Genomic DNA, 24260 nt, shown 5'->3' on the forward strand with positions numbered 1-24260 from the left:
TCTCTGAAAGTCTGATTGATTTGGTTTTGCTGAATGGGTGATCCGATATCGCCCATGTGCCCGCCGGGTCGGTTATGTTTTCGACGGTTTCCACCGCCGCGCCCTGGATTCGCGAGAGTAGGTCGGAAAATCTGTGAGGAACGGCTCGGGAATACCCGTTTCAGGCCGAAATCACAGCGGAACTGAGGGCTTTGGCCGGTTAGTATTGAGATAGCGTTGAAACTTCTGCAAAAAGGGTAAATGATTTAAGTTCCCGCAAAAGGAGTTTTCGTGAGCCTCTTTATCATCGTCGCACTGCCCTTTTTCGGCGCGCTGTTGCCAGGTCTGATGAATACCGCGGGGCGGCAGGCATGCGGCGGGGTCACCTTTATCGTCTCGCTGGCCGCGTTTATTGGCCTTCTGACCAACCTGCCCGCCGTGATCGCCGGTGAAGTGGTAATGGCACGGGTGGATTGGCTTCCGCTTCTGGGGCTGAACTTCACACTGATGCTGGACGGGTTGGGGTTTTTCTTTGCCAGTCTGATCCTTGGCATCGGGCTGCTGATCATCACCTACGCGCGGTCCTATCTCTCACGCGATGACAATATGGGCGAGTTCTTTACCTATCTGCTGCTATTCCAAGGCGCGATGGTAGGCATTGTTTTAAGCAATAACGTTTTGCTTTTGCTTATCTTCTGGGAGCTTACCTCGCTATCCTCCTTCCTGCTGATCGGGTATTGGAAGCACTTGCCCGAAGGACGTCAGGGCGCACGGATGGCGCTGGCGGTGACCGGGATGGGCGGGCTGGCGATGGTCGGTGGCATGCTGATCCTGGGCCGGATCGTGGGCAGCTATGACCTGAGCGTGATCTTAGAGAATCGCGAGATGATCCAGGCATCACCGCTTTACGTGCCCGCGCTTTTGTTGATCCTGCTTGGCTGTTTCACCAAATCGGCGCAATTCCCGTTCCACTTCTGGTTGCCGCATGCCATGGCCGCGCCGACGCCGGTCTCGGCTTACCTGCATTCCGCTACGATGGTGAAGGCGGGCATCTTCCTGATGGCTCGGATGTGGCCGGTACTGTCGGGCACGCCGGAATGGTTTGCGATCGTCACCACGGCGGGTCTGGTCACGATGGTGCTGGGCGCTGTCATCGCGCTTTTCAAACACGACCTGAAAGCACTGCTGGCCTTCTCGACGGTCAGCCATCTGGGCCTGATCACCATGCTGCTGGGCACCGGCACGGCCTTTGGCGCGATGGCGGCGGTGTTTCACATCCTGAACCACGCCACCTTCAAGGCGGCACTCTTTATGTCAGCCGGGATCATCGACCACGAAGCGCATACCCGTGATATCCGAAGGCTTGGCGGGCTTCGTACCCTGATGCCGGTGACCTTCGTGATCGTGACCATCGCGGCGCTGTCGATGGCAGGCATCCCGCCGCTGAACGGCTTCCTGTCGAAAGAAATGATGCTCGAGGAAGCCACCCACACAGTTCTCTGGGGCTCGCACTGGATGATGCCCGTTCTGGTGGTTGTCGGCTCGCTCTTTTCCGCCGCTTACAGTTTTCGCTTGATCGGCCATGTGTTTCTGGGTCCGGTGCGCGACGATTACCCAACCAAGCCGCATGATCCGGGCTCGGGCATGTGGCTCCCTCCGGCGCTGCTGGTGCTGCTGGTGGTGGTCATCGGCCTCGCTCCGTTTCTGGCCGAACCTTACGTGCGTATGGTTACCGAGGCCGTGCTGGGCGGCACGGTGGAAATGCCCAAGGCGCATCTGAAGCTCTGGCACGGGCTGACACCGCCGCTCTTCATGTCGCTGGTGGCGGTTCTGGGTGGTCTTGCTCTGCTGGCGGCCTATCGACCGGCATTGCGGTTCTGGGACAACACCCCACGCCCCGAGGCGAAAACAATCTTTGAGAAGGGCGTAATTGCGGGTTCTGTGGCTTTGTCCCGGGTTCTGACGCACCCCCTGCATAATGGCGCGTTTACCCGATACGGCGCGATCATGGCGGTCACAGTGATCGCCGCCGGACTGCATGCCTGGAGCACTGGCACCCTGGGCGAAATGACGCGGGCTATGCAGCCCGCAGGCGCACTACCGGTCGCGGGCTGGTTGATGCTGGTGGCGGCCACCGGCGGGTTGGTCTTTTTACACCGCAACCGGCTTTTGTCGCTGATCCTGATCGGTATTGTCGGGCTGATGGTCTCGATCGGGTTTGTCTATTTCAGCGCGCCTGACCTAGCGATGACACAAATCACGGTCGAGGTGGTGACGATCATTCTGCTGCTTCTAGCGCTTAACTTTTTGCCCAACCGGACACCGGTTGAAAGCAGCGTCCTCAGGCGCACCCGCGACGGGGCGGTCGCCATCGCTGGAGGGGTAGCTACCGCGGCGATGTCCTATCACTTCCTGCTGCGCGACTTCGTCTCACCCTCGATCTCGGAATTCCATCTGGCGAATTCCTACAAGGGCGGCGGTGGCACCAATGTGGTAAACGTGATCCTTGTCGATTTCCGGGGCTTCGATACCTTTGGCGAAATCATCGTGCTCGGCATCGCGGCGCTGCTGATTTACGCCCTGACCGAGACGCTGCTGTCAGGGCCGGTGCGCGCCCGGCTCTTGAATCGCTTGCCGGATCAACCCCGTGCCGGAGACCGGCATCCGATGATGATGGTAGTGCTGACACGCGTGCTGATGCCGGTGGCGCTGATGGTGGGTTTCTACATCTTCCTGCGCGGCCATAACGAACCGGGCGGCGGGTTCATCGCCGGGCTGATCGTGTCAATCGCGGTGGTGATGCAATATATGGCCAGCGGATTCAGCTGGGCCTCGGCGCGGCTACACTATCCCTATCACGGTATCATCGGCGCGGGCGTGCTGGTGGCCGGGCTGACCGGCATCGGATCATGGTTCGTGGGCAAGCCGTTCCTGACGTCGGATTTCGCCTATTACCGCATCCCGCCCTTCGACAAGTTCGAGCTGGCCACCGCTGCCGCCTTCGATCTGGGCGTTTTCCTCGCGGTTGTCGGCGCAGTCATGCTGTCGCTTGAAAGCTTCTCGCGGCTGGCGCGGCGCGCCCACATGCCCGACAGCGAACATGCGATGGATATCAATCCGTCGCGCGACGATCTGCCCGATCCGATCCAGCCCGGCACGAAAGGAGAGGTGTAAGATGGAATTGCTTGTCGCCTCTGCCATTGGCATCCTGACCGCCGCCGGGCTTTACCTGGTGCTGCGACTGCGCACATTCCCCGTGATCATGGGCGTGTCGCTGCTGACCTATGCGGTCAATGTCTTTCTCTTCGCCTCGGGACGACTGACCATCGGCGCCTCGCCCATCCTGATCAAAGGTGTCGAGACCTATACCGACCCGCTGCCGCAGGCGCTGGTGCTGACCGCAATCGTGATCTCGTTCGGGATGACGGCAGTGATCGTGATGATCGCGCTTGGCGCTTATCTGGGGTCGGATGACGACCATGTGGATGACCCGGCTGAACCCGCAGCGGAGGAGGCCCAATGACCCACTGGATCATCCTTCCCGTTGTTTTGCCCGCGATCCTGGCCCCGTTCATCGTGCTGGCGGCGCGCTATCATATCGGCATCCAGCGGGTGTTTTCCGTGGCGGGCGTGTTGGCGTTGATCGCGATCACCGCCGGTCTTGCCTGGGAAGCCTCAGATGGAACCGTGATGCTTTACCGGCTGAGCGACTGGGCCGCGCCCTTCGGCATCGTTGTCGTAGGCGACCGGCTCTCGACCCTGATGGTGCTGCTGACCTCGGTTTTGGCATTTTTCGTGCTGCTCTACGCGATCGGATCTGGCTGGGATGATCGGGGGCGGCATTTTCACGCGCTTTTCCAGTTCCAGTTGATGGGGATCATGGGCGCGTTCCTGACCGGTGACCTCTTTAATCTCTTTGTGTTTTTCGAGGTGCTGCTCATTGCCTCTTACGGGCTGATGATCCATTCGGGTGGCAATGAGCGGCTGCGCGCGGGCGTGCAATATGTGCTTTATAACCTGCTGGGTTCGACGCTCTTCCTCTTTGCCCTCGGCGCGATCTATGCCGAAACCGGCACTCTTAACATGGCGGATCTATCGCAAAGGGTTGCCCTGATTGATCCGGGTGCCAGTGTCGGCATCCGCATCGCCTCGGTCCTGCTGCTCCTGGTATTTGCGATCAAGGCAGCACTTGTGCCGCTGCATTTCTGGCTACCGTCGAGCTATGCCGAGGCTCCGGCCCCGGTCGCGGCACTTTTCGCGATCATGACCAAGGTGGGCGCCTATGCGATCATCCGCGTCTATACGATGATCTTTCCGCCTGATCTTGAGGTGACGGCCGGGCTGCACGGGCTCTGGCTCCTGCCCGCTGCGCTGATCTCATTGGCAATCGGCATGGTCGGCGTTCTGGCGGCGCGCAAACTGGACCGATTGGTGGCGTTCGCGGTCATCGGCTCGATGGGCATGGTGATGGTCGCCATTTCGATGTTCACCCCCGTCAGCATCGCCGCAGCGCTCTACTATATAGTGCATTCCACCCTGGCCGCTGCAGCATTGTTCCTGATTGTCGATCTGACCCGCGCAGGCCGCGACAGCCTGCATCTGCGCGCATTGCCGCCCGTATCGGGCGCGGCCCTGACCGCAGCACTTTACTTTACCGGCGCGATTGCCATGACCGGTCTGCCGCCACTGTCAGGCTTTGTCGGCAAACTCCTGATCCTTGATGCGGCCTTTACATCGCCGCTGGTGGTCTGGACCTGGGGAATTGTGCTGAGCGCCAGCCTGATCAGTGTCGTGGGATTTGCCCGGGCCGGCAGCACCGTTTTCTGGAAATCGGTCAGCATTGAACGCCCCGCCTCCGAGCCTCAGGCACCGCGCCCGGCCGCTTTGTCCTATGTGGCCGTGGGAGGGCTGCTGAGCCTCTTGATCGCGCATACAGTATTCGCCGGGCAGGTCCATCAGTATATGGGCAAGATGGCGACGCAGCTTTTCGCGCCAGATCGTTATGTCTCAACCGTGCTGGACACGCCGGGCAAACTGAGCAACGGCAAAAAGGAGGCACATTGACATGATCAAGGCATTCCGATGGTTGTTGCCGCATCCTTTCCTCACCCTGCTCCTGACGGTGGTCTGGGTTCTGCTGCAAAACAGTGTGACCTCGGGCATGGTCGTGTTCGGGCTGATCCTGGGGATCATCATTCCCCGCGCCACCGCCGTCTGGTGGCCGGACCGACCGCTCAATTTTCGCCTGATCCCGATGATCCCCTATGTGCTGCTAGTGATGTGGGATATTCTGATTGCCAACGTGCAGGTCGCCTGGATCGTGCTGACGCGGCCAAACTCGAAACTGCGCCCGGCTTGGGTGGTGATCCCGCTGGATCTGAAACAGCCCGAGGCCATCAGCATTCTGGCGGGCACGATCACGCTGACCCCCGGTACGGTCTCGGCGGATCTGTCGAACGAAGGCCACAGCCTGTTGGTACATGCACTTGACGCACCGAACCCCGACGAGGTGCGAGATCAGATCAAGGATCGCTACGAGCGCCGACTGAAGGAGATTTTCGTATGAGCCTTGCGAGCAATCTCATGGATATCGCCCTGATCATCGCCTTTGTCGCGGTCGCTCTGGCACAGATCATGGCCATGATCCGGCTTGTCATCGGGCCTGACACCGGTGACCGCATTCTGGCGCTGGATACGATGGTCGTGAATGCCATCGGGCTGATCATCCTTCTGGGCATCGCACAGGGCACGCGGATCTACTTTGAGGCATCCATGATCATTGCGATGCTCGGGTTCGTGTCGACCGTCGCCTACGCGCGGTTCGTATTGCGGGGGGATATCATCGAATGATGCTCGAGATGATTGCCACTTTTTTCGTCGCATTCTGGTTGCTGGTCGGGGCTATATTCTCGCTGGTGGGATCCATCGGGCTGCTGAAATTCAACGACTCGATGACCCGATTGCACGCGCCCACCAAGGTCGGCACCGTGGGCGTCGGCGCCCTGCTGGTGGCGTCGATGATCCATTCCTACGCCTTTGGAGATGGCTGGTCGATCCATGAGCTGCTGATCATGGCCTTCCTGTTTGTCACCGCACCGATTTCGGCGAACTTCATCGCCAAGGTGGTTATTCACAAGAAATCCTGCGAAACGCCACCGCCGCCAACCAAGGATGAAACCTGGTCCACGCTGGACATACCCGAGGCCGATCGCGAATATACCAAGACAGAAAAAGCCTAGAAGAGTGGAGCTTCTGGCAGGGAGTACCGAGGCGGGGGCTGGCCGGCGGCGGCCTCTTGGATTGATCTTCTGCACGGAATCAAAGCGCTGGCCGCCGCGCATTGACGACGCGTACCCACGCGGCGGCGATTTGGTGGGGCAAGTGCCACGAACTGAAGTTTTTCGGGTTTGACGAAGATGGAGTGGCGATCACTTATGTCAGATCGCCGCAACACGCATCGTCAATGCGCGGCTCAACACTTGGCGAGCCAACGTTAGCCTCAGGCCAATGCTGATGAGAGCGGTCCGGCGAGCGGCAGTCACCCTAAGACCGTGCAGGCTGTTTGAATACCAAGCCACATAGCATGAATATTTTTCGCCACAACATGACGATAAATCGCACACACCTGCCCGAGATCGGTCAAGAATGGGAATCAGCGATCGTGAAGGGGAGTATCATGGGCGAGATTCAGGACTATCGGATGCTGATCGGCGGCGAATGGGTGGCAGCGGCTGATGGCGGCATGTTTGAAAGCCAAAACCCATCAACGGGCAAGGTCTGGTCCCGCGTTCCCGAGGCCACCGAGGAGGACGTGGACCGTGCTGTGCGCGCCGCACATGAGGCATTCACCACTGGCCCGTGGTCCAAGATGACACCTTCTGAGCGTGGCAGGCATCTGCGAAGGTTGGCCGAGCTTCTGGCCGACAAATCCGAAGATCTGGGCCGGATCGAGACCATCGACACCGGCAAGATGCTCAAGGAAACCCGCTGGCAGGCCAAATACATTGCCGAGTTCTTCCAGTTCTACGCGGGCTGTGCCGACAAGATCAGCGGCGAGACCCTGCCCATCGACAAGCCCGACATGTTTGCCTTCACCAAACGCGAACCGCTGGGCGTGGTTGCCGCCGTGGTGCCGTGGAACAGCCAGCTTTTCCTCGTGGCGGTCAAGATTGGCCCGGCATTGGCGGCGGGTAATACGGTGGTGTTGAAAGCCTCGGAACACGCCAGCGCCGCAATGCTGGAATTCGGCAAACTGATCGAAGAGGCCGGGTTCCCTCCGGGTGTCGTCAACATCGTCACCGGCCATGGCGACCCCTGCGGCCGAGCGCTCACCAGCCATAAGCTGGTTGCGCGGATCTCCTTCACCGGCGGCCCCGGGGCCGCGCGCCATGTCCTTGAAAACTCGAAGAATAACTTCGCCGAAGTCAGCCTCGAACTGGGTGGCAAATCCCCCTTCATCGTGTTCGATGATGCCAATATAGGAAGTGCGGTTAATGCCTCAATTGCAGGTATTTTCGGCGCGACCGGGCAAAGCTGTGTCGCCGGGTCCCGGCTCTATCTGCACGAGGATATCGCCGATGAGTTCCTCGAACGCATGGTGGCACAGGCGCGCAAGATCATGATCGGCGATCCCTTGTTGGACGAAACCCAGATGGGGCCACTTTGCACCGTTGGACAGCGCGATCATATCGAAGCCGAGATTGCTCATGCGGTCAGCGAAGGCGCCGAGGTGTTGACCGGCGGCAAGCGGCCCGAGGACACCGATGGGTTGTTCTTCGAACCCACCATCCTGGCCTGTCCCCGACAGGACCTGCGGATCGTCGATACCGAACTATTTGGGCCAGTCCTTTGTGCGCAAAAATTCCGGACCGAGGAAGAAGTCATTGAACTGGCAAATGATACCGAGCACGGGCTGGCTGCTGGCATCTTCACCCGCGACAGCGCGCGCAGCCTGCGTATGGCCGATGCGGTACGCGCCGGGATTGTCTGGGTCAATACCTACCGCGTGGTCTCTCCCATCGCCGAATTCGGTGGCATCAAGGGCTCGGGCTATGGCCGCGAAAGCGGGTTCCAGGCGATGTACGATTACACAAGACCCAAGACGGTGTGGATGAACACATCGGACGAACCGATGGCTAACCCGTTCGTGATGCGCTGAGGAGGCTGACCATGAGGTTTCAACTGGCGATCAATCTTGAGCGGATGGGCGACAGCGCCGATATGCGCGACGTGGCGCGGCACACGCTGGACATGGTGCAGACGGCCGAACAAGGTGGGTTCAACATCGTCTGGGCGGCGGAACATCACGCGCTGGAAATGACCATTGCACCCAATCCGTTTCAGATCTTGACATGGTGGGCACAGCATACCGACACGATCCGCCTGGGTACGGCGGTCGCCACCGCGGCCTACTGGCACCCGATCAACCTGGCGGGCGAAGCGGCGATGCTGGACCTGATCAGTGATGGCCGCCTGGAATTCGGCATTGGATCAGGGGCTTACCAGCGAGAGTTCGACCGGATGCACCCGGGGTTAAAGCAGTCAGATGCATGGCGATACATGCAGGAAATGCTGCCGGTGGTCCGCGCGCTCTGGCAGGGTGACGTGGCCCATGAGGGCGAATTCTGGCAGTTCCCGACCTCAACCTCCTGCCCAAAGCCGCTGCAACCGGAGGTGCCCGTCTGGGTCGCTGCCCGGTCGCCGATCACCTATGACTACGCGCTGCGCGAAAAATGCCACGTGATGAGCTGGCCCCTGACTCGCCCATTTAGTGAAGCAGAGTTGTACAAACAGCACCTGGATGAGGCAGTTATCAAGGCGGGTAATGGATTCAGACCCACATTTGCGATGATGCGCCATGCGGCTGTTTACGATAAGGAAGACGACCGCGCAAAAGCGCTCAATGCCATCCGCTGCGTGCTGGGGCAGTTTGAAAACCTCTTCCGCAACGCCGGGGACGTCACAAACGGCTTTCCCAAACAGATTCCGCTGGAGGACCTGACCGGACGTGAACAATACGACCCGGCGATGCTTGAGGAAAACCTGCTTTTCGGCTCGCCCGATCAGGTGATCGCAAAACTGAAACGCTACGAGGCGCTCGGGGTGGATGAATTCATCTACTACGCCTCGATGGGGCTGGATCACGATACTCAGAAACGGTCAATGGAACTGTTCTGCAATGAAGTGATTCCTGCATTTAAAGCAAAGGATTGAAGACATGTCTGAAAGTGGCGTGAAGGTGGCTCGTAACGGCCATGTGATGGAAGTGACGCTGGACCGGCCCAAGGTCAACGCGATCGACGTACCGACCTCGCAGGCGCTGGCCGCCGCGTTTCAGGAGTTGCACGAGGATAAGGAACTGCGCTGCGCCATCCTGACCGGCGGAGGCGAAAAGATTTTCTCGGCCGGATGGGACCTGAAGGCGCTGAATGACGGTGAGATGCAGCTTGATAACTGGTGGGAGGCGGATGAGTACGGATTTGGCGGCTTCACCGGTCTCACGGAAAACTGGGCGTTGAACAAGCCGGTGATCGCCGCGATCAACGGTCTGGCGATTGGCGGTGGTTTCGAAATGGCGATGGGCTGTGACCTGCTGATTGCTGCCGATCACGTAGAATTCGGCCTGCCGGAAATGCCGCTTGGGATCGTGCCCGATGCGGGCGCGCTGCAGCGCCTTCCCCGGCGCATTCCACATAATATCGCGATGGAGATGTTCCTGCTGGGTCGCCGGATGACCGCAAACGAAGCCGCGCATTACGGGCTGGTCAACAAGGTCGTGCCCAAAGATCAGTTGATGGATGCGGCGCGGGAATGGGCGGCCTCGATTGCATGGTCTGCGCCGCTGGCGATGCAAAGCGTCAAGGAAGTGCAGCGCGAGATCGAATGCGTGCCGCTGGAGCAGGCTTTCCACAAAATGCGCACTGATCCGATGCCGACCTATCGCAAGATGCTGAAATCCGATGACGCGGCCGAGGGCGTCGCGGCCTTCGTCGAAAAACGCGAACCCAATTTCAAAGGGGAATAGGTCATGTATCCCGATCCGAAATCCATCACCCGCGTCACCACCATCGGCGCCGGGCCAATTGGGGCTGGCTGGGCCGCGCATTTTCTGGCGCGGGGTTACGATGTCGCCGCCTATATCCATGACCCGTCCGAGCGTGAAAGCTTCGACGCGATTGTTGCTACGGCCTGGGTCAGCCTGACGGCATTGGGCCTCGCAGAAGGTGCCTCGATCAAAAAGTTAAAGATCGTGTGTGACCTGAGGAATGCAGCGCAGGACGCTGAATTTATTCAAGAAAGCTCCCCTGAAAGATTAAATCTGAAACAGGCGCTCTACAAAGAACTGGGTGAGATGGTGCCGCCCAAGGTGGTGATCGCATCGTCAACTTCGGGCCTGATGATGACGGATATTCAGGCCGATTGTTCGACACCAGAACGCACGGTTATCGGACACCCGTTCAACCCGCCCTACCTGCTGCCGCTGGTCGAAATCATAGGGGGTAAGCGGACTGATCCCGATGCCGTGGCCTGGGCGCGGGATTTCTACGAAATCGCCGGGAAGGCACCGCTGGTGATGAAAAAGGAAATCCCGGGCTTCGTCGCTACGCGGCTGCAGGAGGCGTTGTGGCGCGAGGCACTGCATATGGTTGCCAATGGCGAGGCCACGCCTGAAGATATTGATATCGCGCTGAAAAATGGCCCCGCGCCACGCATGGTCGTTCAAGGGCAATGCATGGCGTTCCATGTGGCCTGCGGTGCCGGTGGCATGGCAACCAATCTCGATCAGTTCGGCCCGGCGCTGAAATGGCCTTGGACCCGGCTGGAAGCACCTGAACTGACGCAGGAGTTGCGCAACCGGATGGTCGATGGGTGCAATGAGATTGCCGGCGGCCAGCATTTCGAGGAGATGGCAGCAGAGCGGGACAGGAAGATCGTGGCGGTTCTTAACGCATTGAAGAGCGATGCGTAAGCTATCAGGCGTACAGCATTGTGTAGGAACGGATTTACTACGTTCTTAAACCTTTAAGATCACTCCTTGATTGGCGGGGAAAATACGGCGCCGATCAGGTGAACCTATTATCTCTCGGGAACCCTCGTGGAGCCATGCGCCCGGCACCGGCGCGTTTGCCGGTCCATTCGGCAAGCTCGGTCTCTGTACGGGTGCGACCCGCGGGGTCGAGCCAGCTGAGCCCTTCGGACAAGGTGAAGGTCGTGGCATCGCTGAGCCCACCATCCTTGTACTTTTGCAGCCGGACGCCCTTGCCCCGACCCATTTCGGGCAGTTCTTCCAGTGCGAAGACCAGAACCTTGCGGTTCTCGCCCACACAGGCCACGTGATCGCCTGTCACTGGCTGACATACTTGCGCGCGCACGTCTTGCTTGACATTCAGCACCTGCTTGCCGGTGCGGGTTTGCGCCAGCACCTCGTCCTCGGGCACGACAAATCCGTCGCCTGCGCTGGAGGCCACGAGCAGTTTCCGCCCCGGCTGATGAATGAACAGATCGACAATCTCGGCCTCGTTGGGAAGATCCACCATCAGTCGCAAGGGTTCACCCATACCACGCCCGCCGGGCAGGTTAGCGGCACTGACGGTATAAAAGCGCCCGTTAGAGCCAAAGGCCAGTAGCCGGTCGGTGGTCTCGGCATGGAACATGAAGCGCGGCGCGTCGCCGTCTTTGAATTTCAGCTCGCGGTTCAGGTCGATATGGCCGGTCATCGCCCGGATCCAGCCCATCTGCGAGCAAACTACGGTAGTCGGTTCGCGGTCGATCATCGCCTCAAGCGGCACTTCTTCAACTTCGGCAGCCTCTTCGATCAGGGTGCGGCGCGCGCCGTATTCATAATCCTTGCCGAACTTCTTTTTCACCTCTTTGAGTTGGGCGGCGATGCTCTCCCATTGCAGCGTTTCGCTGTCCAGCAGGTCTTCGAGCCCGGCGCGTTCCTCCATCAGTTCGGACTGCTCACGCAGAAGCTCCATTTCCTCAAGCCGCCGCAGGCTGCGCAGGCGCATGTTGAGGATCGACTCAGCCTGAAGCTCGGAAAGCTCGCCCTCGTCAGGGCCTGGCGGCACATAATCGGCCTCGTCTTTGGCCCGCACATGGGCCTTAGACCAGTTTTCGCGCATCAACGCCGCTTTGGGGTCATCATCATAGCGGATAATATCGATCACCCGGTCGAGGTTGAGGAAGGCCACAACCAGCCCTTCCAATACCTCAAGCCGGTGGTCGATCTTTTCCATCCGGTGGGTCGAGCGGCGGATCAGTACTTCCTGACGGAAATCGAGGAAGGCGCGCAGCACCTCTTTCATGCTGCAAACCTTGGGCGTCAACCCGTCGATCAGCACGTTCATGTTGAGCGAGAACCGCACTTCCAGATCCGAGTTGCGGTAGAGCATGCCCATCAGCACATCCGGTTCGACATTCTTGGAACGCGGTTCGAGGATCAGGCGGATATCCTCGGCACTTTCGTCGCGCACATCCGCGAGGATCGGAACCTTCTTGGTCTGGATCAACTCGGCGATCTTTTCGATCAGCTTGGATTTCTGCACCTGATAGGGGATTTCGGTAACCACAATCTGCCACTGGCCGCGGCCCATATCCTCGACCTCGTAGCAGCAGCGCAGCCGGAACGACCCGCGCCCAGTGCGATAGGCCTGCGCAATATTCTCAGGTGGCTCCACGATGACGCCGCCGGTCGGGAAATCGGGGCCGGGTACGTATTTCAAGAGCGTGTCGTCGCGCGCGTCTGGCGTGCGGATCAGGTGCAGGCAGGCATCACACAGCTCGGCAATGTTATGCGGCGGAATATTGGTCGCCATGCCCACGGCAATCCCCGAAGAGCCGTTGGCCAGCAGGTTCGGGAAAGTGGCGGGCAGCACGACCGGCTCGGTCAGCGTGCCATCGTAATTGTCGCGGAAATCGACCGCGTTTTCGTTCAACCCTTCCAGCAGAGCCTCGGCCACCGCGGTCATCCGCGCCTCGGTATAGCGGCTGGCGGCGGGGTTATCGCCGTCGATATTGCCGAAGTTCCCCTGCCCGTCGACCAGCGGGTAACGCACCGCGAAATCCTGAGCCAAACGCGCCATCGCGTCATAGATCGCGGCATCGCCGTGCGGGTGGTAGTTGCCCATCACGTCGCCGCTGATCTTGGCGGATTTCCGGAAGCCCCCGGTAGAACTCAACCGCAACTCGCGCATGGCATAGAGGATTCGGCGGTGTACCGGCTTCAGACCGTCACGCGCATCGGGCAATGCTCGGTGCATGATCGTACTGAGCGCATAGGTCAGATACCTGTCGCCGATTGCACGGCGCAGGGGCTCTGCTATGGTTTCGGGGCCGATATTGGGGTCATCCAGCACGTTGCTCATAGATGCTGTGATACCCAAGCCGGATTGGCCCGTAAAGCGGGTTAGGAGGGAAAGTTTCATGCTTTTCCCATGAAACCGGTAAGGGAATCGGCTATGCTGACGATGCTGCTCAGTTTGTTTGTTGAATTAGGGGTTGCGCATGTGGCGTTTTATGCTTGTTTCTTTCGCCTTTCTTGGCTGGTCTTTCTACGTCCTCAGCGGGGGCGCGGATTACGAGCCGCGTCTGCAGTCCATTCAGGCCAGGACCAAACTTGATGACACGCGTCCGTTGGCGCGTCCGGGGTCGATTCAAGTGGCCGAACTGGCCGAAGCGCCGGTTTCCGAAGGCGACGCCGCCCGTGCCCTGCCATTGGTGGATGATCTGGACGTGACCAAGAAGGGCGGGGTTGCGATTACCTTGGCCTCGGTGTCAGCAGATGAGATCGTCGAGCCTGAGTTTGAAGCTGATGCTGCTAAAACCGAAGACCTTACACAAGCGCCTGAGATCGTCGATACCCCGGAAATCCCAGCCGATCAACTCGCGCCCTTGGCGGACACCAGGCGCGTCACCGGTTTCATCGTGAATCTGCGGGATGGGCCCAGTACGTTTTACCTGGCGATCGGCAGCCTGAGCGAAGGTACCGCGGTCGAGGTGCTGGAGAACCCCGGCGAGGACTGGCTTAGAATTCGCGTATCCGACACCGGTCAGGAAGGCTGGATTGCCGATTGGCTGGTGACGGCGGCGGCAAACTGATTGCATCACAAAGCCGCTCGCGCCATAGCTGGGGCATGACACAAAAATCCATTCTGATCACCGGCTGTTCGTCAGGCATCGGCTATGATGCGGCACATGGGCTTAAAGCACGGGGCTGGCGGGTGTTTGCCGCCTGCCGCAAGCAAGCCGATTGCGACAGGCTGATCGCCGAGGGGTTGGAAAGCCCGCTGCTTGATTACGAAGATGAAAAGACCATCGACACCACCGTGGCACAGGTTCTTGACGCCACGGGCGGCACGCTTGATGCACTATTCAACAATGGCGCCTTCGCCTGCCCCGGCGCGGTCGAGGATTTGCCGCGCGGCGCTTTGCGGGAAATATTCGAGGCCAATGTATTTGGCTGGCACGATCTGACACGCCGGATCATCCCGGTGATGCGCCAACAGGGCCATGGGCGCATCGTGCAGTGTTCGTCGGTGCTGGGGTTTGTGACACTGCCGTGGCGCGGGGCCTATAACAGCACCAAATACGCGCTTGAGGGTCTGACCGATACACTGCGCATTGAAATGAGGGGAACAGGGATCGAGGTCGTTCTGATCGAGCCGGGACCCGTCACCTCGAAAATCCGGGTCAATTCGATCCCGCAATTCGAACGCTGGATCGACTGGGAAAACTCGCCCCGTGCCGACCAGTATCGCGCGAGCCTGCTCAAGCGGCTTTATGAACATGACGGCAGCAGAGACACGTTTGAGTTGCCTGCTTCGGCGGTCACCAAGAAACTAGTGCATGCAGTAGAATCGCGTCGTCCACGGGCGCGCTATTATGTGACGACCCCGACCTATATGATGGGGACGCTACGACGTATCCTGCCAACCCGCGCCTTGGATTGGGTGTTGTCCAGAAGCTGACCAAACACGCCCTGCGTCACGATTACGCTTTCGCTTTTGCTGCCGTGACCTCTAGATGTGCGGGTAGATTCGCTGCAAAGGACCTGTCAGATGGCTGATGATCCGCTCTTTTACATCGTGGCAATTGCCTGTCTGGCTGTTGCGGGCATTTTGCTGTTCGGCATCGTGACCTTTGGCAAGGGCGGTGACTTCAACAAAAAGCACGCCAACAGGATCATGCGCTGGCGCATCGGCGCACAGTTTGTCGCCGTGGTGCTGATCCTGCTGTTCGTATTCATCCGCAGACAAACGGGGCAATAAGATGGTCGTTCTGAACAAGATCTATACCAGAACCGGAGATGCCGGCGAAACCGCCCTGGGTAACGGCGACCGCGTTGCCAAACACTCGTCCCGGGTGAACGCCTATGGCACCACCGATGAGGTGAACGCGACCGTAGGGATGGCGCGTTTGCACGCCTCGGGCGATGTGGACACCGCATTGGCGCGCATCCAGAATGACCTTTTCGACCTTGGGGCGGATCTGTGCCGTCCCGATATGGAAAAGGATGCGGATGCCGAATACCCGCCGCTACGCGTCACCGACGCACAGGTTGAACGGTTGGAGGCCGAGATTGACGTCATGAACAAGGTGCTGGAACCACTGCGCAGCTTCATCCTGCCGGGTGGATCCGAGTTGGCCGCGTACCTGCATCTTTGCCGGACGGTGAGCCGCCGGTCAGAGCGACTTGTGGTAGAACTCGCCACCGAAGAAAGCATCAACCCGGCGGCGGTGAAGTACCTCAATCGCCTGTCTGACTGGTTCTTCGTTGCCGCCCGCATGGCTAACGATAATGGCCAAAGCGATGTCTTGTGGGTTCCTGGAGCTAACCGCTAACAGCGGCGAACCTTCCGGGGAACAGCCCGGCGATCTGAAGGACAGAGCGCCGGCCCCCGAAAGCAGTGCAAAAAATCCTCGGAATCATCCCGGGGAAATTACCGCAGCACGCATTCGGGCGACAGATATGAAACCGTCTGAACCACTTGGGTCCGGGCCAAGACTCAGCTCCAATGTCGCTTTCCCTGTTTTTTGAGTCGCTTATTTCAGCCGTGTGGGACACAATCTCATTCAAGCTTTGCTGAAGTTATCATCAGGTTTTCTGAAGTATAGCTGCGACAACATCCAAAGACCGGAGCACGCATGTTCCGCGAAAAACAACTGGATGGAACTAGAACAAGGGAGGACAAGAATGAATTTCTGTCGAAACAGATTCTCTGCGACGGTAAGGATGCTCGGCGCCGTACTGGTGGTCGGGGCATTGCCAGCCACAGCTACCGCACAGAGCACTGCCGGGCTAGGCGATACCGCGGCAATGGCAAAACCCGAGATCACCTTCACCTCGTGGACCGGCCCTTATATGCGCAGCCAGATGCTGGGTTTTGTGCGGCCCTACGAAAACGAACGTGGTGCCCGCGTCAATGTCGAACACTATAATGGCGGCATCGACGAGATACGCGATCAGGTGGAATCGGCCAATGTGGTCTGGGATGTTGTGGACCTGACACAGGCAGATTCGCTGCGGGCCTGCAATGAAGGGTTGCTGGAAAACCTGTCGGATATCGACCTGCCCGCCGGGGCGGATGGCACACCTGCTGAAGAAGATTTCGTCGAGGGCGCGCTGAATGATTGCGGCGTTGGCGTCATCGTCTGGGGCACGGCCTTTGCCTACAGTAATTCGACCTATGGTGACAATCCGCCCGCGACCATCGCCGATTTCTTCGACACCGACACCTATCCGGGCGCCCGTGCGATCCGCGATGATCCGACCGTGATCATGGAATGGGCGTTGATGGCCGACGGTGTTGCACGCGAAGACGTCTACCCGATGCTGGAAACTGACGAAGGCGTGGAACGTGCGTTCGGGAAGATGGAAAACATCCGCTCGGGCTTGCAAACCTGGCAGGCGGGGCGCCAGCCGGTCCGGATGCTGAACGCCGGCGAAGTCGCGATGTCGATGATCTGGGCCACAACCGGCGCTACCGCCTCCGAGGAAGATGGTGCGGATTTCACCGTCAACATGGATGGCCGTGTGATCGAGCTTGATCTCTTCGGTATTCCGAAAGGCAGCCGCCACAAGGACGAGGCGATGGATTTCATCCGTTATGCCAGCAGCACCAATTCGCTGGCCAATATGGTAGGCTTCCTGCCCAACGGTCCGACGCGCAAATCGTCACTGACCCGGTTGTCGGACGACACCCTGAACAAGATCCCGAATGGCCCGGCCTTTGAGGACAAACAGCATATCCTGTCCGATGCAGCATGGTGGTCCGCAAACCACGAACGCCTGGAAGAGCTTTTCGACCTTTGGATGTCGGCTGGCGCGCGCCAGGGTGCATCCGGAACGGTTCGATAGGCTGGAAAACAGGATACAGAGGTATAAAAAATGAGTGACCAATCAACACAAACGCCCGACAATCTTGTTGCCAAGTCGGGGCTATTCGCGGGGATGAACCCGCTCATGGGGATCTTGTCGATGCTCATGATTATTTGCTTTGTCGGCTACACGATCATGGATGTCGAACGCTCATCCGAGGTCTTTGCCGCCGGGAAAGGCTTTATCATCAACACCATGGACTGGTTTTATGTGATCGTGGTGAATGCTGCGTTGTTCTTTGTTTTCTGGCTGCTGGTCAGCCGGTTTGGCGATGTCAAACTGGGCAAGGATGATGACGAACCGGACTTTTCGACCTTTTCGTGGATCTGCATGCTCTTCAGCGCCGGCCTGGGATCGGGCCTGATCTACTGGGGTGTGGCTGAACCGATGTATCACATTCAGGGCAGCCCATTCATGGAGCGTGCCGGGGCCGAAGCCGGCAGCGTCGATGCCGCAATATCGGCGGTGACGGTGACTAACTTCCACTGGGGCTTTCATGGCTGGGGGCTCTACGTGCTGGTGGGTCTCTGCCTTGCCTATTTTTCCTATCGCAAAGATCTGCCGCTCACGTTGCGGACAGCCCTCTATCCGGTTCTCAAGGATCGGATCTATGGCCCGTGGGGGCATCTTGTGGATCTGATCGGCGTTTTTGGCACAATCTTTGGCCTCGCAACTTCGTTGGGGCTTGGCGTGACGCCAATTGCAGCGGGTCTGGAGAACCTCGGCTGGATGGCGAACACCCAGACAAACCAGTTGATCCTTGTCGCGATCATTACCTGCCTTGGCACGGCCTCGGCAGCGTCTGGTGTGGGCAAAGGTGTTCGTATTCTCAGTGAGTGCAACGTCATGGCCTCGATCGGTTTGTTGATCCTCTTCATCATCCTTGGGCCGACAGCCTTCCTGCTGGGCATCACTATCTCGGGCTTTGGCGACTACCTTTGGAATGTCATCCCGATGGGGTTCTGGATCAACGGCGACCCTGAAGTGCAATGGCAGGGCTGGTGGACCATCTTCTACTGGGGCTGGTGGATCGCGTGGTGCCCGTTTGTGGGCCTCTTCATCGCGCGGGTATCCAAGGGCCGCACCATCCGGCAGTTTTGCTTCTGCGTGCTGCTGATCCCGACTTCGGTCGTGACGCTGTGGATGGGGGTCTTTGGCGGTGCAGCTTCCGGGGTTGACCTCTTCTACAACGCCGGTGTCGTCGATGCGGTGAACAACGATTACGCCTCGGGCGTGTTCCAGACGGTGGCCGGGTTCGGATATGACTTTCTGACCTATCCGATCACTGTCCTGATCACGATCCTGCTGATCTCGTGGTTTGTCACGTCGTCGGATTCGGGCACGCTGGTGATGTGCACGATGCTGTCGATGGGCGATGAGCATCCGCCGGTCAAATTCCGGGTCTTCTGGGGCCTGACCTCGGGGATCGTGGCAGGCGTTTTGATGCTGGCTGGAGGGCTGAGCGCGCTGCAGACCGCGTCGATCGTCGCGGGTCTGCCGATCGCGGTGATCCTGCTCTTCATGATTTACGGCATTGTGCATTCGCTGCACGAGGATCACCCGGCGCCGGATGTCGAGGACAAGTATGACCTCGAGTTCCTGAACCGCTGATCTGAAGTCGATCAATCTGTGAAACCAATTGGGGGCGGTATCATCCGCCCCCAATTTTTTGACCCGAACGAACCCTCGGTAGCGCAAATCCAGGCGTCATCACCTCTACAAAAACTTAAATGATTTTCAAAAAATCTTGCGGTCATACCGGAAACGCGACGTCGCAAGACGCAAACGTGACGATTTTACCCTGTTTCCCGGATTAACAAGTCTGTAATAACGCGCCAGAGAGCTTTCTGAAGAGTCGCTTCGCGGCTCTTCCTCAATTTAACGGAGACCATGCCAATGAAGGTGCTCGTACCTGTCAAACGCGTGATCGACTATAACGTGAAGGTTCGCGTCAAAGCGGACGGAAGCGGTGTCGATCTTGCCAACGTCAAAATGTCGATGAACCCCTTTGACGAGATTGCCGTCGAAGAGGCCATCCGCCTTAAAGAAGCCGGTAAGGCTGACGAAGTCATCGCTGTTTCGATTGGCGTGAAGCAAAGCCAGGAAACCCTGCGCACCGCGCTGGCGATGGGCGCGGACCGTGCTATTCTGGTGGTCGCCGCTGATGACGTGCACACAGATATCGAGCCGCTGGCCGTTGCCAAGATCCTTGCCAAGATTGTCGAAGAAGAGCAGCCCGGCGTTGTTCTGGCAGGCAAACAGGCGATCGACAACGACATGAACGCTACGGGTCAAATGTTGAGCGCCCTGCTGGGGTGGTCGCAAGGCACGTTTGCATCGGGTCTGGACATTGAGGGCGATCATGCGCTGGTCACCCGCGAAGTGGACGGCGGCCTGCAAACGATCAAGGTCAAGATGCCGTCGATCATCACGGTCGACCTGCGCCTGAACGAGCCGCGCTATGCCTCGCTGCCGAACATCATGAAAGCCAAGAAAAAGCCGCTGGACGAGAAAACCGCGGCTGATTACGGCGTCGATGTCACCCCGCGTCTGGAAATCGTCAAGACCGACGAACCCGAGAGCCGCAAGGCGGGTGAAATCGTGGGCTCGGTCGACGAGCTTGTTGCGAAACTCAAAGAAGCGGGGGCTGTATAATGGCTGTTCTTCTTCTCGCCGAAGTAACCGATGGCGAATTGGCACTGGACGCGACCGCAAAGGCCGTCACTGCCGCAAGCAAACTGGGTGATGTGACCGCGCTCTGCTGTGGCGGCTCTGCTGCTGCCGCCGGTGAAGCCGCTGCCAAGATCGACGGCGTGTCCAAGGTGCTGGTCGCCGAAGACGCGTCACTGGGTCACCGCCTGGCGGAATCAACCGCAGCGCTGATCGTGTCGCTGGCTGGCGATTACGAGCACATCGTTGCCCCTGCCACCACCGACGCCAAGAACGTCATGCCCCGTGTCGCAGCCCTGCTTGACGCGATGGTCATTTCGGACGTGTCGGGTGTTGTCGACGGCAATACGTTCGAGCGCCCGATCTATGCGGGTAACGCGATCCAGACGGTCAAATCCTCGGATGCCAAGAAGGTCGTGACTTTCCGGACATCAACCTTTGACGCTGCAGGTGAAGGCGGTTCGGCCAGTGTTGAGACCATCTCGGCGGCTGACAATCCCGGTCTTTCTGAATGGGTTGAAGACAAGGTTGCGGCAAGCGACCGTCCCGAACTGACATCGGCCGGCGTCGTTGTTTCCGGTGGTCGTGGCGTTGGATCTGAGGAAGACTTCAAGATTATCGAAGCGCTCGCCGATAAGCTGGGGGCTGCCGTTGGTGCCTCGCGCGCAGCGGTCGACTCAGGGTTTGCCCCGAACGACTGGCAGGTTGGTCAGACCGGCAAGGTTGTGGCACCTGATCTTTACGTCGCGGTCGGCATCTCGGGCGCAATCCAGCACTTGGCCGGCATGAAAGACTCGAAGATCATCGTTGCGATCAACAAAGATGAAGAAGCGCCGATCTTCCAGGTTGCCGATTACGGCCTTGTGGCCGACCTGTTCCAGGCTGTGCCGGAGCTGACCGAAAAACTCTGATACGCCAGATGTTGGCAGGCATTGCCCTGCTGAAAACACGTTAGGACCCGCCATTACCGGCGGGTCTTTTCTTTGTGAACGGACGTATGATCCGACCTGCCATCAACGCGTAGGCTTCGAACTACATATACGTTCTTGAAGGCCGACTAACGTTATTTTGCCGTCTCGCTATGACCCAACCATTTCGATAATCATCGGCCCCAATGCATCGGCGACCTCGTGATGCGCGCTTGGGCCAAGTACGTGCTGTGCAGCCGGGGCTTCAAGATCGGTAAATCGCATGCCTTTCGTGCCCTCGGATAGTGCCACCCTGCTCGCTGTAACCTCGACCACCTCAGCAACCAACGGGCGCAGAACCTCAATCATGTCGCGCGTCACATAGTTGGGATCGAAGGCCGCGCTGGTCTGATCGGCATCGTTCTCGGGTTTGCGCGCCGACATCCACAGCAGCACGATCTTGCTGTCAAGCTTTTGCAGCAATAGCTGCATGCGCGAGACCCAGGCGATCTGAATTTCCTCGCGTACCGTGCTGAACCGCCCGTCCGACATTTCCTGCAAGCGTTCCAGCATGTGCCGGACAAAGTGAAACTCGGTAAAGTCGACCTCGCCATACATAGTGCGCAACGTGCCGGATGCTTCGAGGAACCGGTCGTTACGGCGTGGATGCACTGAATAGAAACGATTTGTCATGTTGGCGACGCAGGGCACCTGCAATACCGTCAGACCCGCCTGGGCCGTGGCCATCAGCACTCCGGGGTCATTCAGATACACATCGACACCTGCATTGGGCCATCCAAAATTCACACATTTCACGCCGGTCCGCGCCTCGATTAACGCTGGGTATGGCTGTTCGATGAATTTCCCGTAAGTGTCTGTACCGCCCAGGAAACTGGCATAGAGACCTTCGAGCTTTCGCTGTGGCCCTCGAAAACTGAGTTTTGAGCCCGCGTAACTACACGGTAGATAGTCAAGAGGACTTCGCCCCAATCGTTCATAAGCCATATCACCCACCAAGTATTTTTTGCCCGCCAGTAGGATTCGGCCAAAGCCATTGAGAATTCTCTAATGCTCAAATTCATCACAGTTTTTAGCGATCTCTGGGCCTTGCGGCTGCCCCCTTGGCGGGCCTATGTTGGCGGCAAATGACGTGAAAGGGCGTTCAGAATGGCGATCCAGACAATTGGTGTGATCGGGGCGGGACAGATGGGTAACGGGATTGCCCATGTTCTGGCACTGGCCGAATACAATGTCCTGCTAACAGATATCAGCCAGGAGGCGCTAGATAGCGCCTTGGAAATCATCAGAAATAACATGGAACGCCAGGTCAGCCGGGATAAGATCAGCCAGGCGGATATGGATGCCGGACTGAACCGGATCACCAGCACGCTGACATTGACTGACCTGGGCAAGACCGATCTGGTGATCGAGGCCGCTACCGAACGTGAGACCGTCAAACAAGCCATTTTCGACGAGCTGCTACCGCATCTTCAACCGCATACGATCCTGACCTCGAACACCTCGTCGATTTCGATCACAAGACTGGCCAGCCGCACCGACCGGCCCGAGAAATTCATGGGCTTTCATTTCATGAACCCGGTCCCCGTCATGCAGTTGGTCGAGTTGATCCGGGGCATCGCCACGGACACCGAGACCTTCGATGCCTGCATGGAGGTTGTTGAAAAGATAAAGAAAACATCGGCTACCGCCGAAGATTTCCCCGGCTTCATCGTCAACCGCATCCTGATGCCGATGATCAACGAGGCGGTCTATACGCTTTATGAAGGCGTGGGCAACGTGAAGTCGATCGACCAGTCGATGCGGTTGGGCGCGAACCACCCGATGGGGCCGCTGGAGCTGGCGGATTTTATCGGCCTTGATACCTGCCTTGCGATCATGAACGTGCTGCATGAGGGGTTGGCAGACACCAAATACCGACCCTGCCCTTTGCTGACCAAATATGTCGAGGCCGGCTGGCTTGGCCGCAAAACCGGTCGCGGGTTCTACGATTACCGCGGCGAAACCCCTGTGCCCACACGGTGAACGCCGAAAACGTACAGGCCGTACATTCCGTACGCACAAAACGTACATAAGTCCCGGTGTACAGAAGATCACCGCACGGGATGTACGCTTCTTCAAAAACGTCGGCCATGAGCACAGCAATCGGGAACGGGCATGACCTGCCGAAGCCCACCGCAGTTTCTGGAGTTCAAACGAACCAACCTGAGCCGAGTTGATCCAAGATCAACGGCCGCTTTGCGGGACAAGGACGAAGCCGCTCTCGCGGCATTGGCGCACTTGGCGGGTGTTGGACACTGATCCAGCTGTTTTGGGATTTGGCAGACCTGCCTGACGATTGAGGTTTCTCAATCGGACAGGAGGTTCCCATGACACAGGAGAAGATAAGCCCGCTGCGTGCGCGGATGATCGAAGATATGCGGATCAAAGGGTTGGGCGAGAGCTCACAGAAGGCGCATATCCGGGCGGTTCGATACTTTGCCAAGTTTCTTGGGCGGTCACCGGACACTGCCACGGCAGAAGACCTGCGCGCCTACCAGCTTTACATGGTAAACACGAACGCCACGCCGTCGACCTACAATGTGCGGCTTGTTGGGTTGCGGTTCTTCTTCGAGACGACATGCAAACGCCCGGAGTTGAAGGACTGCCTGCACTTCCGCACAGAGCCGCGCAAGCTGCCCGTTGTGTTCAGCGCCGAAGAGGTGTTCGAGATACTCCGGGTCGCGCCGGGACCGGGGCTGAAGTATCGGGCGGCACTCAGCATTTCCTATGGCACGGGGCTCCGAGCGTCCGAGGTCTGCAATCTGAAGGTCAGCGATATCGACAGCGACAGGATGCTCATCCACGTCGAGAGGGGCAAGGGCGGCAAAGATCGCAAGGTGATGCTGTCGCCCGGCTTGCTCGAACTTCTGCGCGACTACTGGCGCGAGGCACGGCCCGACGGCTGGCTTTTCCCCGGCAAGCCCCGGATCAACCCGCTGTCACCGCGCCAATTGCATCGCGCTTTCAGTGCCGCCAAACATCTTGCCGGGATCAAGAAGCCACGCAGTACGCTGCACACGCTGCGCCACAGCTTTGCGACCCATCTTCTTGAGGCTGGGACGGATGTGCGGGTGATCCAGGTTTTGCTCGGGCATGCCAAGCTGAGTACGACGGCGCAATACACCCATGTGGCCACCAAGCTGATCCGGGACACCGACAGTCCCTACGAGTTGCTGGCGCAGCTTCAGGACCGAAGGTCGGAGTGACGCGGGCGGGCGGTGCCGCGCCCGAGGCTGGAGGTCGCTGACATCTTTCGGACGCAT

Annotated in this window: 22 protein-coding genes; 20 read left to right on the top strand and 2 right to left on the bottom strand. The window is 58.8% G+C overall.

Annotation, left to right across the window (positions count from 1 at the left end; translation table 11 throughout):
• Positions 1-270: 270 nt before the first annotated feature.
• From LC334_RS10955 to LC334_RS11000, 10 genes are all read left to right on the top strand, one after another.
• Positions 271-3153 carry a monovalent cation/H+ antiporter subunit A gene (locus tag LC334_RS10955; protein WP_085800450.1) on the top strand — a complete coding sequence of 961 codons (2883 nt, stop codon included), beginning with the start codon at positions 271-273 and terminating at the stop codon, positions 3151-3153.
• A gap of 1 nt (position 3154) precedes the next feature.
• A complete protein-coding gene (locus tag LC334_RS10960; RefSeq protein WP_085800449.1) occupies positions 3155-3502 on the top strand; it encodes a Na+/H+ antiporter subunit C in 348 nt (115 codons plus the stop codon).
• Positions 3499-5043 (top strand): monovalent cation/H+ antiporter subunit D, encoded by a 1545-nt coding sequence (locus tag LC334_RS10965; protein WP_085800448.1) that lies wholly within the window; start codon positions 3499-3501, stop codon positions 5041-5043. Before LC334_RS10960 ends, LC334_RS10965 begins: the two co-directional genes overlap by 4 nt.
• Before the next feature lies 1 nt (position 5044).
• Positions 5045-5545, top strand: a complete 501-nt coding sequence (locus LC334_RS10970; protein ID WP_085800447.1) for a Na+/H+ antiporter subunit E — start codon at positions 5045-5047, stop codon at positions 5543-5545.
• Positions 5542-5829: a K+/H+ antiporter subunit F gene (locus LC334_RS10975; RefSeq protein ID WP_085800446.1), complete on the top strand. Its 288-nt coding sequence runs from the start codon at positions 5542-5544 to the stop codon at positions 5827-5829. Before LC334_RS10970 ends, LC334_RS10975 begins: the two co-directional genes overlap by 4 nt.
• The gene (locus tag LC334_RS10980) at positions 5826-6218 is read left to right on the top strand and encodes a Na+/H+ antiporter subunit G (protein WP_085800445.1); all 393 of its coding nucleotides are present in this window, start codon (positions 5826-5828) and stop codon (positions 6216-6218) included. The genes LC334_RS10975 and LC334_RS10980 overlap by 4 nt, the downstream gene beginning before the upstream one ends.
• Before the next feature lie 437 nt (positions 6219-6655).
• Positions 6656-8137, top strand: a complete 1482-nt coding sequence (locus LC334_RS10985; protein ID WP_085800593.1) for an aldehyde dehydrogenase — start codon at positions 6656-6658, stop codon at positions 8135-8137.
• Between the two features lie 11 nt (positions 8138-8148).
• The gene (locus LC334_RS10990) at positions 8149-9192 is read left to right on the top strand and encodes an LLM class flavin-dependent oxidoreductase (protein WP_085800444.1); all 1044 of its coding nucleotides are present in this window, start codon (positions 8149-8151) and stop codon (positions 9190-9192) included.
• A gap of 4 nt (positions 9193-9196) precedes the next feature.
• Positions 9197-10003, top strand: a complete 807-nt coding sequence (locus LC334_RS10995) for a carnitinyl-CoA dehydratase (RefSeq protein ID WP_085800443.1) — start codon at positions 9197-9199, stop codon at positions 10001-10003.
• Between the two features lie 3 nt (positions 10004-10006).
• On the top strand, positions 10007-10948 hold the full coding sequence (locus LC334_RS11000; RefSeq protein WP_085800442.1) for a 3-hydroxyacyl-CoA dehydrogenase NAD-binding domain-containing protein: 942 nt from the start codon (positions 10007-10009) through the stop codon (positions 10946-10948).
• A gap of 94 nt (positions 10949-11042) precedes the next feature.
• Here the strand turns inward: LC334_RS11000 and LC334_RS11005 are convergent, their stop codons facing one another.
• On the bottom strand, positions 11043-13346 hold the full coding sequence (locus LC334_RS11005; protein ID WP_085800441.1) for a DNA topoisomerase IV subunit A: 2304 nt from the start codon (positions 13344-13346) through the stop codon (positions 11043-11045).
• A 139-nt stretch (positions 13347-13485) separates the two neighbouring features.
• Here LC334_RS11005 and LC334_RS11010 point away from each other — a divergent pair, with 139 nt between their 5' ends.
• The 8 genes from LC334_RS11010 (at position 13486) to LC334_RS11045 (ending at position 20940) form a co-directional block, all read left to right on the top strand.
• Positions 13486-14079 (top strand): SH3 domain-containing protein, encoded by a 594-nt coding sequence (locus LC334_RS11010; RefSeq protein WP_085800440.1) that lies wholly within the window; start codon positions 13486-13488, stop codon positions 14077-14079.
• A gap of 35 nt (positions 14080-14114) precedes the next feature.
• Complete coding sequence (locus tag LC334_RS11015) at positions 14115-14948, top strand: SDR family NAD(P)-dependent oxidoreductase (RefSeq protein WP_085800592.1); 834 nt, start codon at positions 14115-14117, stop codon at positions 14946-14948.
• A 90-nt stretch (positions 14949-15038) separates the two neighbouring features.
• The gene (locus LC334_RS11020; RefSeq protein WP_085800439.1) at positions 15039-15248 is read left to right on the top strand and encodes a twin transmembrane helix small protein; all 210 of its coding nucleotides are present in this window, start codon (positions 15039-15041) and stop codon (positions 15246-15248) included.
• A 1-nt stretch (position 15249) separates the two neighbouring features.
• Positions 15250-15822: a cob(I)yrinic acid a,c-diamide adenosyltransferase gene (locus LC334_RS11025; RefSeq protein WP_085800438.1), complete on the top strand. Its 573-nt coding sequence runs from the start codon at positions 15250-15252 to the stop codon at positions 15820-15822.
• 352 nt (positions 15823-16174) lie between these two features.
• Positions 16175-17338 carry an extracellular solute-binding protein gene (locus LC334_RS11030; RefSeq protein ID WP_176237686.1) on the top strand — a complete coding sequence of 388 codons (1164 nt, stop codon included), beginning with the start codon at positions 16175-16177 and terminating at the stop codon, positions 17336-17338.
• Positions 17339-17368: 30 nt separating this feature from the next.
• Positions 17369-18970, top strand: a complete 1602-nt coding sequence (locus LC334_RS11035) for a BCCT family transporter (protein ID WP_223412953.1) — start codon at positions 17369-17371, stop codon at positions 18968-18970.
• Between the two features lie 285 nt (positions 18971-19255).
• The gene (locus LC334_RS11040) at positions 19256-20014 is read left to right on the top strand and encodes an electron transfer flavoprotein subunit beta/FixA family protein (protein WP_085800435.1); all 759 of its coding nucleotides are present in this window, start codon (positions 19256-19258) and stop codon (positions 20012-20014) included.
• Positions 20014-20940 carry an electron transfer flavoprotein subunit alpha/FixB family protein gene (locus LC334_RS11045; RefSeq protein ID WP_085800434.1) on the top strand — a complete coding sequence of 309 codons (927 nt, stop codon included), beginning with the start codon at positions 20014-20016 and terminating at the stop codon, positions 20938-20940. Before LC334_RS11040 ends, LC334_RS11045 begins: the two co-directional genes overlap by 1 nt.
• 168 nt (positions 20941-21108) lie before the next feature.
• On the opposite strand, the gene LC334_RS11050 is transcribed toward LC334_RS11045, so the two are convergent.
• Positions 21109-21942: a DUF6473 family protein gene (locus LC334_RS11050; RefSeq protein ID WP_085800433.1), complete on the bottom strand. Its 834-nt coding sequence runs from the start codon at positions 21940-21942 to the stop codon at positions 21109-21111.
• A gap of 162 nt (positions 21943-22104) precedes the next feature.
• Between LC334_RS11050 and LC334_RS11055 the strand changes: the two genes are divergently transcribed.
• Both LC334_RS11055 and LC334_RS11060 read left to right on the top strand, forming a co-directional pair.
• Positions 22105-22980: a 3-hydroxybutyryl-CoA dehydrogenase gene (locus LC334_RS11055; RefSeq protein WP_085800432.1), complete on the top strand. Its 876-nt coding sequence runs from the start codon at positions 22105-22107 to the stop codon at positions 22978-22980.
• Positions 22981-23324: 344 nt separating this feature from the next.
• Positions 23325-24203, top strand: coding sequence for a tyrosine-type recombinase/integrase (locus LC334_RS11060; protein WP_085800431.1), 879 nt, complete (start codon positions 23325-23327; stop codon positions 24201-24203).
• The last annotated feature ends 57 nt before the right edge of the window (positions 24204-24260 follow it).

The sequence above is a fragment of the Roseovarius aestuarii genome (genome assembly GCF_019966515.1).
In the GTDB taxonomy this organism is placed as follows: Bacteria; Pseudomonadota; Alphaproteobacteria; order Rhodobacterales; family Rhodobacteraceae; genus Roseovarius; species Roseovarius aestuarii.

What these genes read in the sequence shown, in the direction of transcription:
- LC334_RS11010 (WP_085800440.1), top strand. Translation starts at nt 13,486, where the DNA reads ATGTGGCGTTTTATGCTTGTTTCTTTCGCCTTTCTTGGCTGGTCTTTC.
- LC334_RS11030 (WP_176237686.1), top strand. Translation starts at nt 16,175, where the DNA reads ATGAATTTCTGTCGAAACAGATTCTCTGCGACGGTAAGGATGCTCGGC.
- LC334_RS11035 (WP_223412953.1), top strand. Translation starts at nt 17,369, where the DNA reads ATGAGTGACCAATCAACACAAACGCCCGACAATCTTGTTGCCAAGTCG.
- LC334_RS11055 (WP_085800432.1), top strand. Translation starts at nt 22,105, where the DNA reads ATGGCGATCCAGACAATTGGTGTGATCGGGGCGGGACAGATGGGTAAC.
- LC334_RS11040 (WP_085800435.1), top strand. Translation starts at nt 19,256, where the DNA reads ATGAAGGTGCTCGTACCTGTCAAACGCGTGATCGACTATAACGTGAAG.
- LC334_RS10970 (WP_085800447.1), top strand. Translation starts at nt 5,045, where the DNA reads ATGATCAAGGCATTCCGATGGTTGTTGCCGCATCCTTTCCTCACCCTG.
- LC334_RS10980 (WP_085800445.1), top strand. Translation starts at nt 5,826, where the DNA reads ATGATGCTCGAGATGATTGCCACTTTTTTCGTCGCATTCTGGTTGCTG.
- LC334_RS10965 (WP_085800448.1), top strand. Translation starts at nt 3,499, where the DNA reads ATGACCCACTGGATCATCCTTCCCGTTGTTTTGCCCGCGATCCTGGCC.
- LC334_RS10995 (WP_085800443.1), top strand. Translation starts at nt 9,197, where the DNA reads ATGTCTGAAAGTGGCGTGAAGGTGGCTCGTAACGGCCATGTGATGGAA.
- LC334_RS10985 (WP_085800593.1), top strand. Translation starts at nt 6,656, where the DNA reads ATGGGCGAGATTCAGGACTATCGGATGCTGATCGGCGGCGAATGGGTG.
- LC334_RS10990 (WP_085800444.1), top strand. Translation starts at nt 8,149, where the DNA reads ATGAGGTTTCAACTGGCGATCAATCTTGAGCGGATGGGCGACAGCGCC.
- LC334_RS10960 (WP_085800449.1), top strand. Translation starts at nt 3,155, where the DNA reads ATGGAATTGCTTGTCGCCTCTGCCATTGGCATCCTGACCGCCGCCGGG.
- LC334_RS11025 (WP_085800438.1), top strand. Translation starts at nt 15,250, where the DNA reads ATGGTCGTTCTGAACAAGATCTATACCAGAACCGGAGATGCCGGCGAA.
- LC334_RS11000 (WP_085800442.1), top strand. Translation starts at nt 10,007, where the DNA reads ATGTATCCCGATCCGAAATCCATCACCCGCGTCACCACCATCGGCGCC.
- LC334_RS11020 (WP_085800439.1), top strand. Translation starts at nt 15,039, where the DNA reads ATGGCTGATGATCCGCTCTTTTACATCGTGGCAATTGCCTGTCTGGCT.
- LC334_RS11045 (WP_085800434.1), top strand. Translation starts at nt 20,014, where the DNA reads ATGGCTGTTCTTCTTCTCGCCGAAGTAACCGATGGCGAATTGGCACTG.
- LC334_RS11015 (WP_085800592.1), top strand. Translation starts at nt 14,115, where the DNA reads ATGACACAAAAATCCATTCTGATCACCGGCTGTTCGTCAGGCATCGGC.
- LC334_RS11060 (WP_085800431.1), top strand. Translation starts at nt 23,325, where the DNA reads ATGACACAGGAGAAGATAAGCCCGCTGCGTGCGCGGATGATCGAAGAT.
- LC334_RS11050 (WP_085800433.1), bottom strand. Translation starts at nt 21,942, where the DNA reads ATGGCTTATGAACGATTGGGGCGAAGTCCTCTTGACTATCTACCGTGT.
- LC334_RS11005 (WP_085800441.1), bottom strand. Translation starts at nt 13,346, where the DNA reads ATGAGCAACGTGCTGGATGACCCCAATATCGGCCCCGAAACCATAGCA.
- LC334_RS10975 (WP_085800446.1), top strand. Translation starts at nt 5,542, where the DNA reads ATGAGCCTTGCGAGCAATCTCATGGATATCGCCCTGATCATCGCCTTT.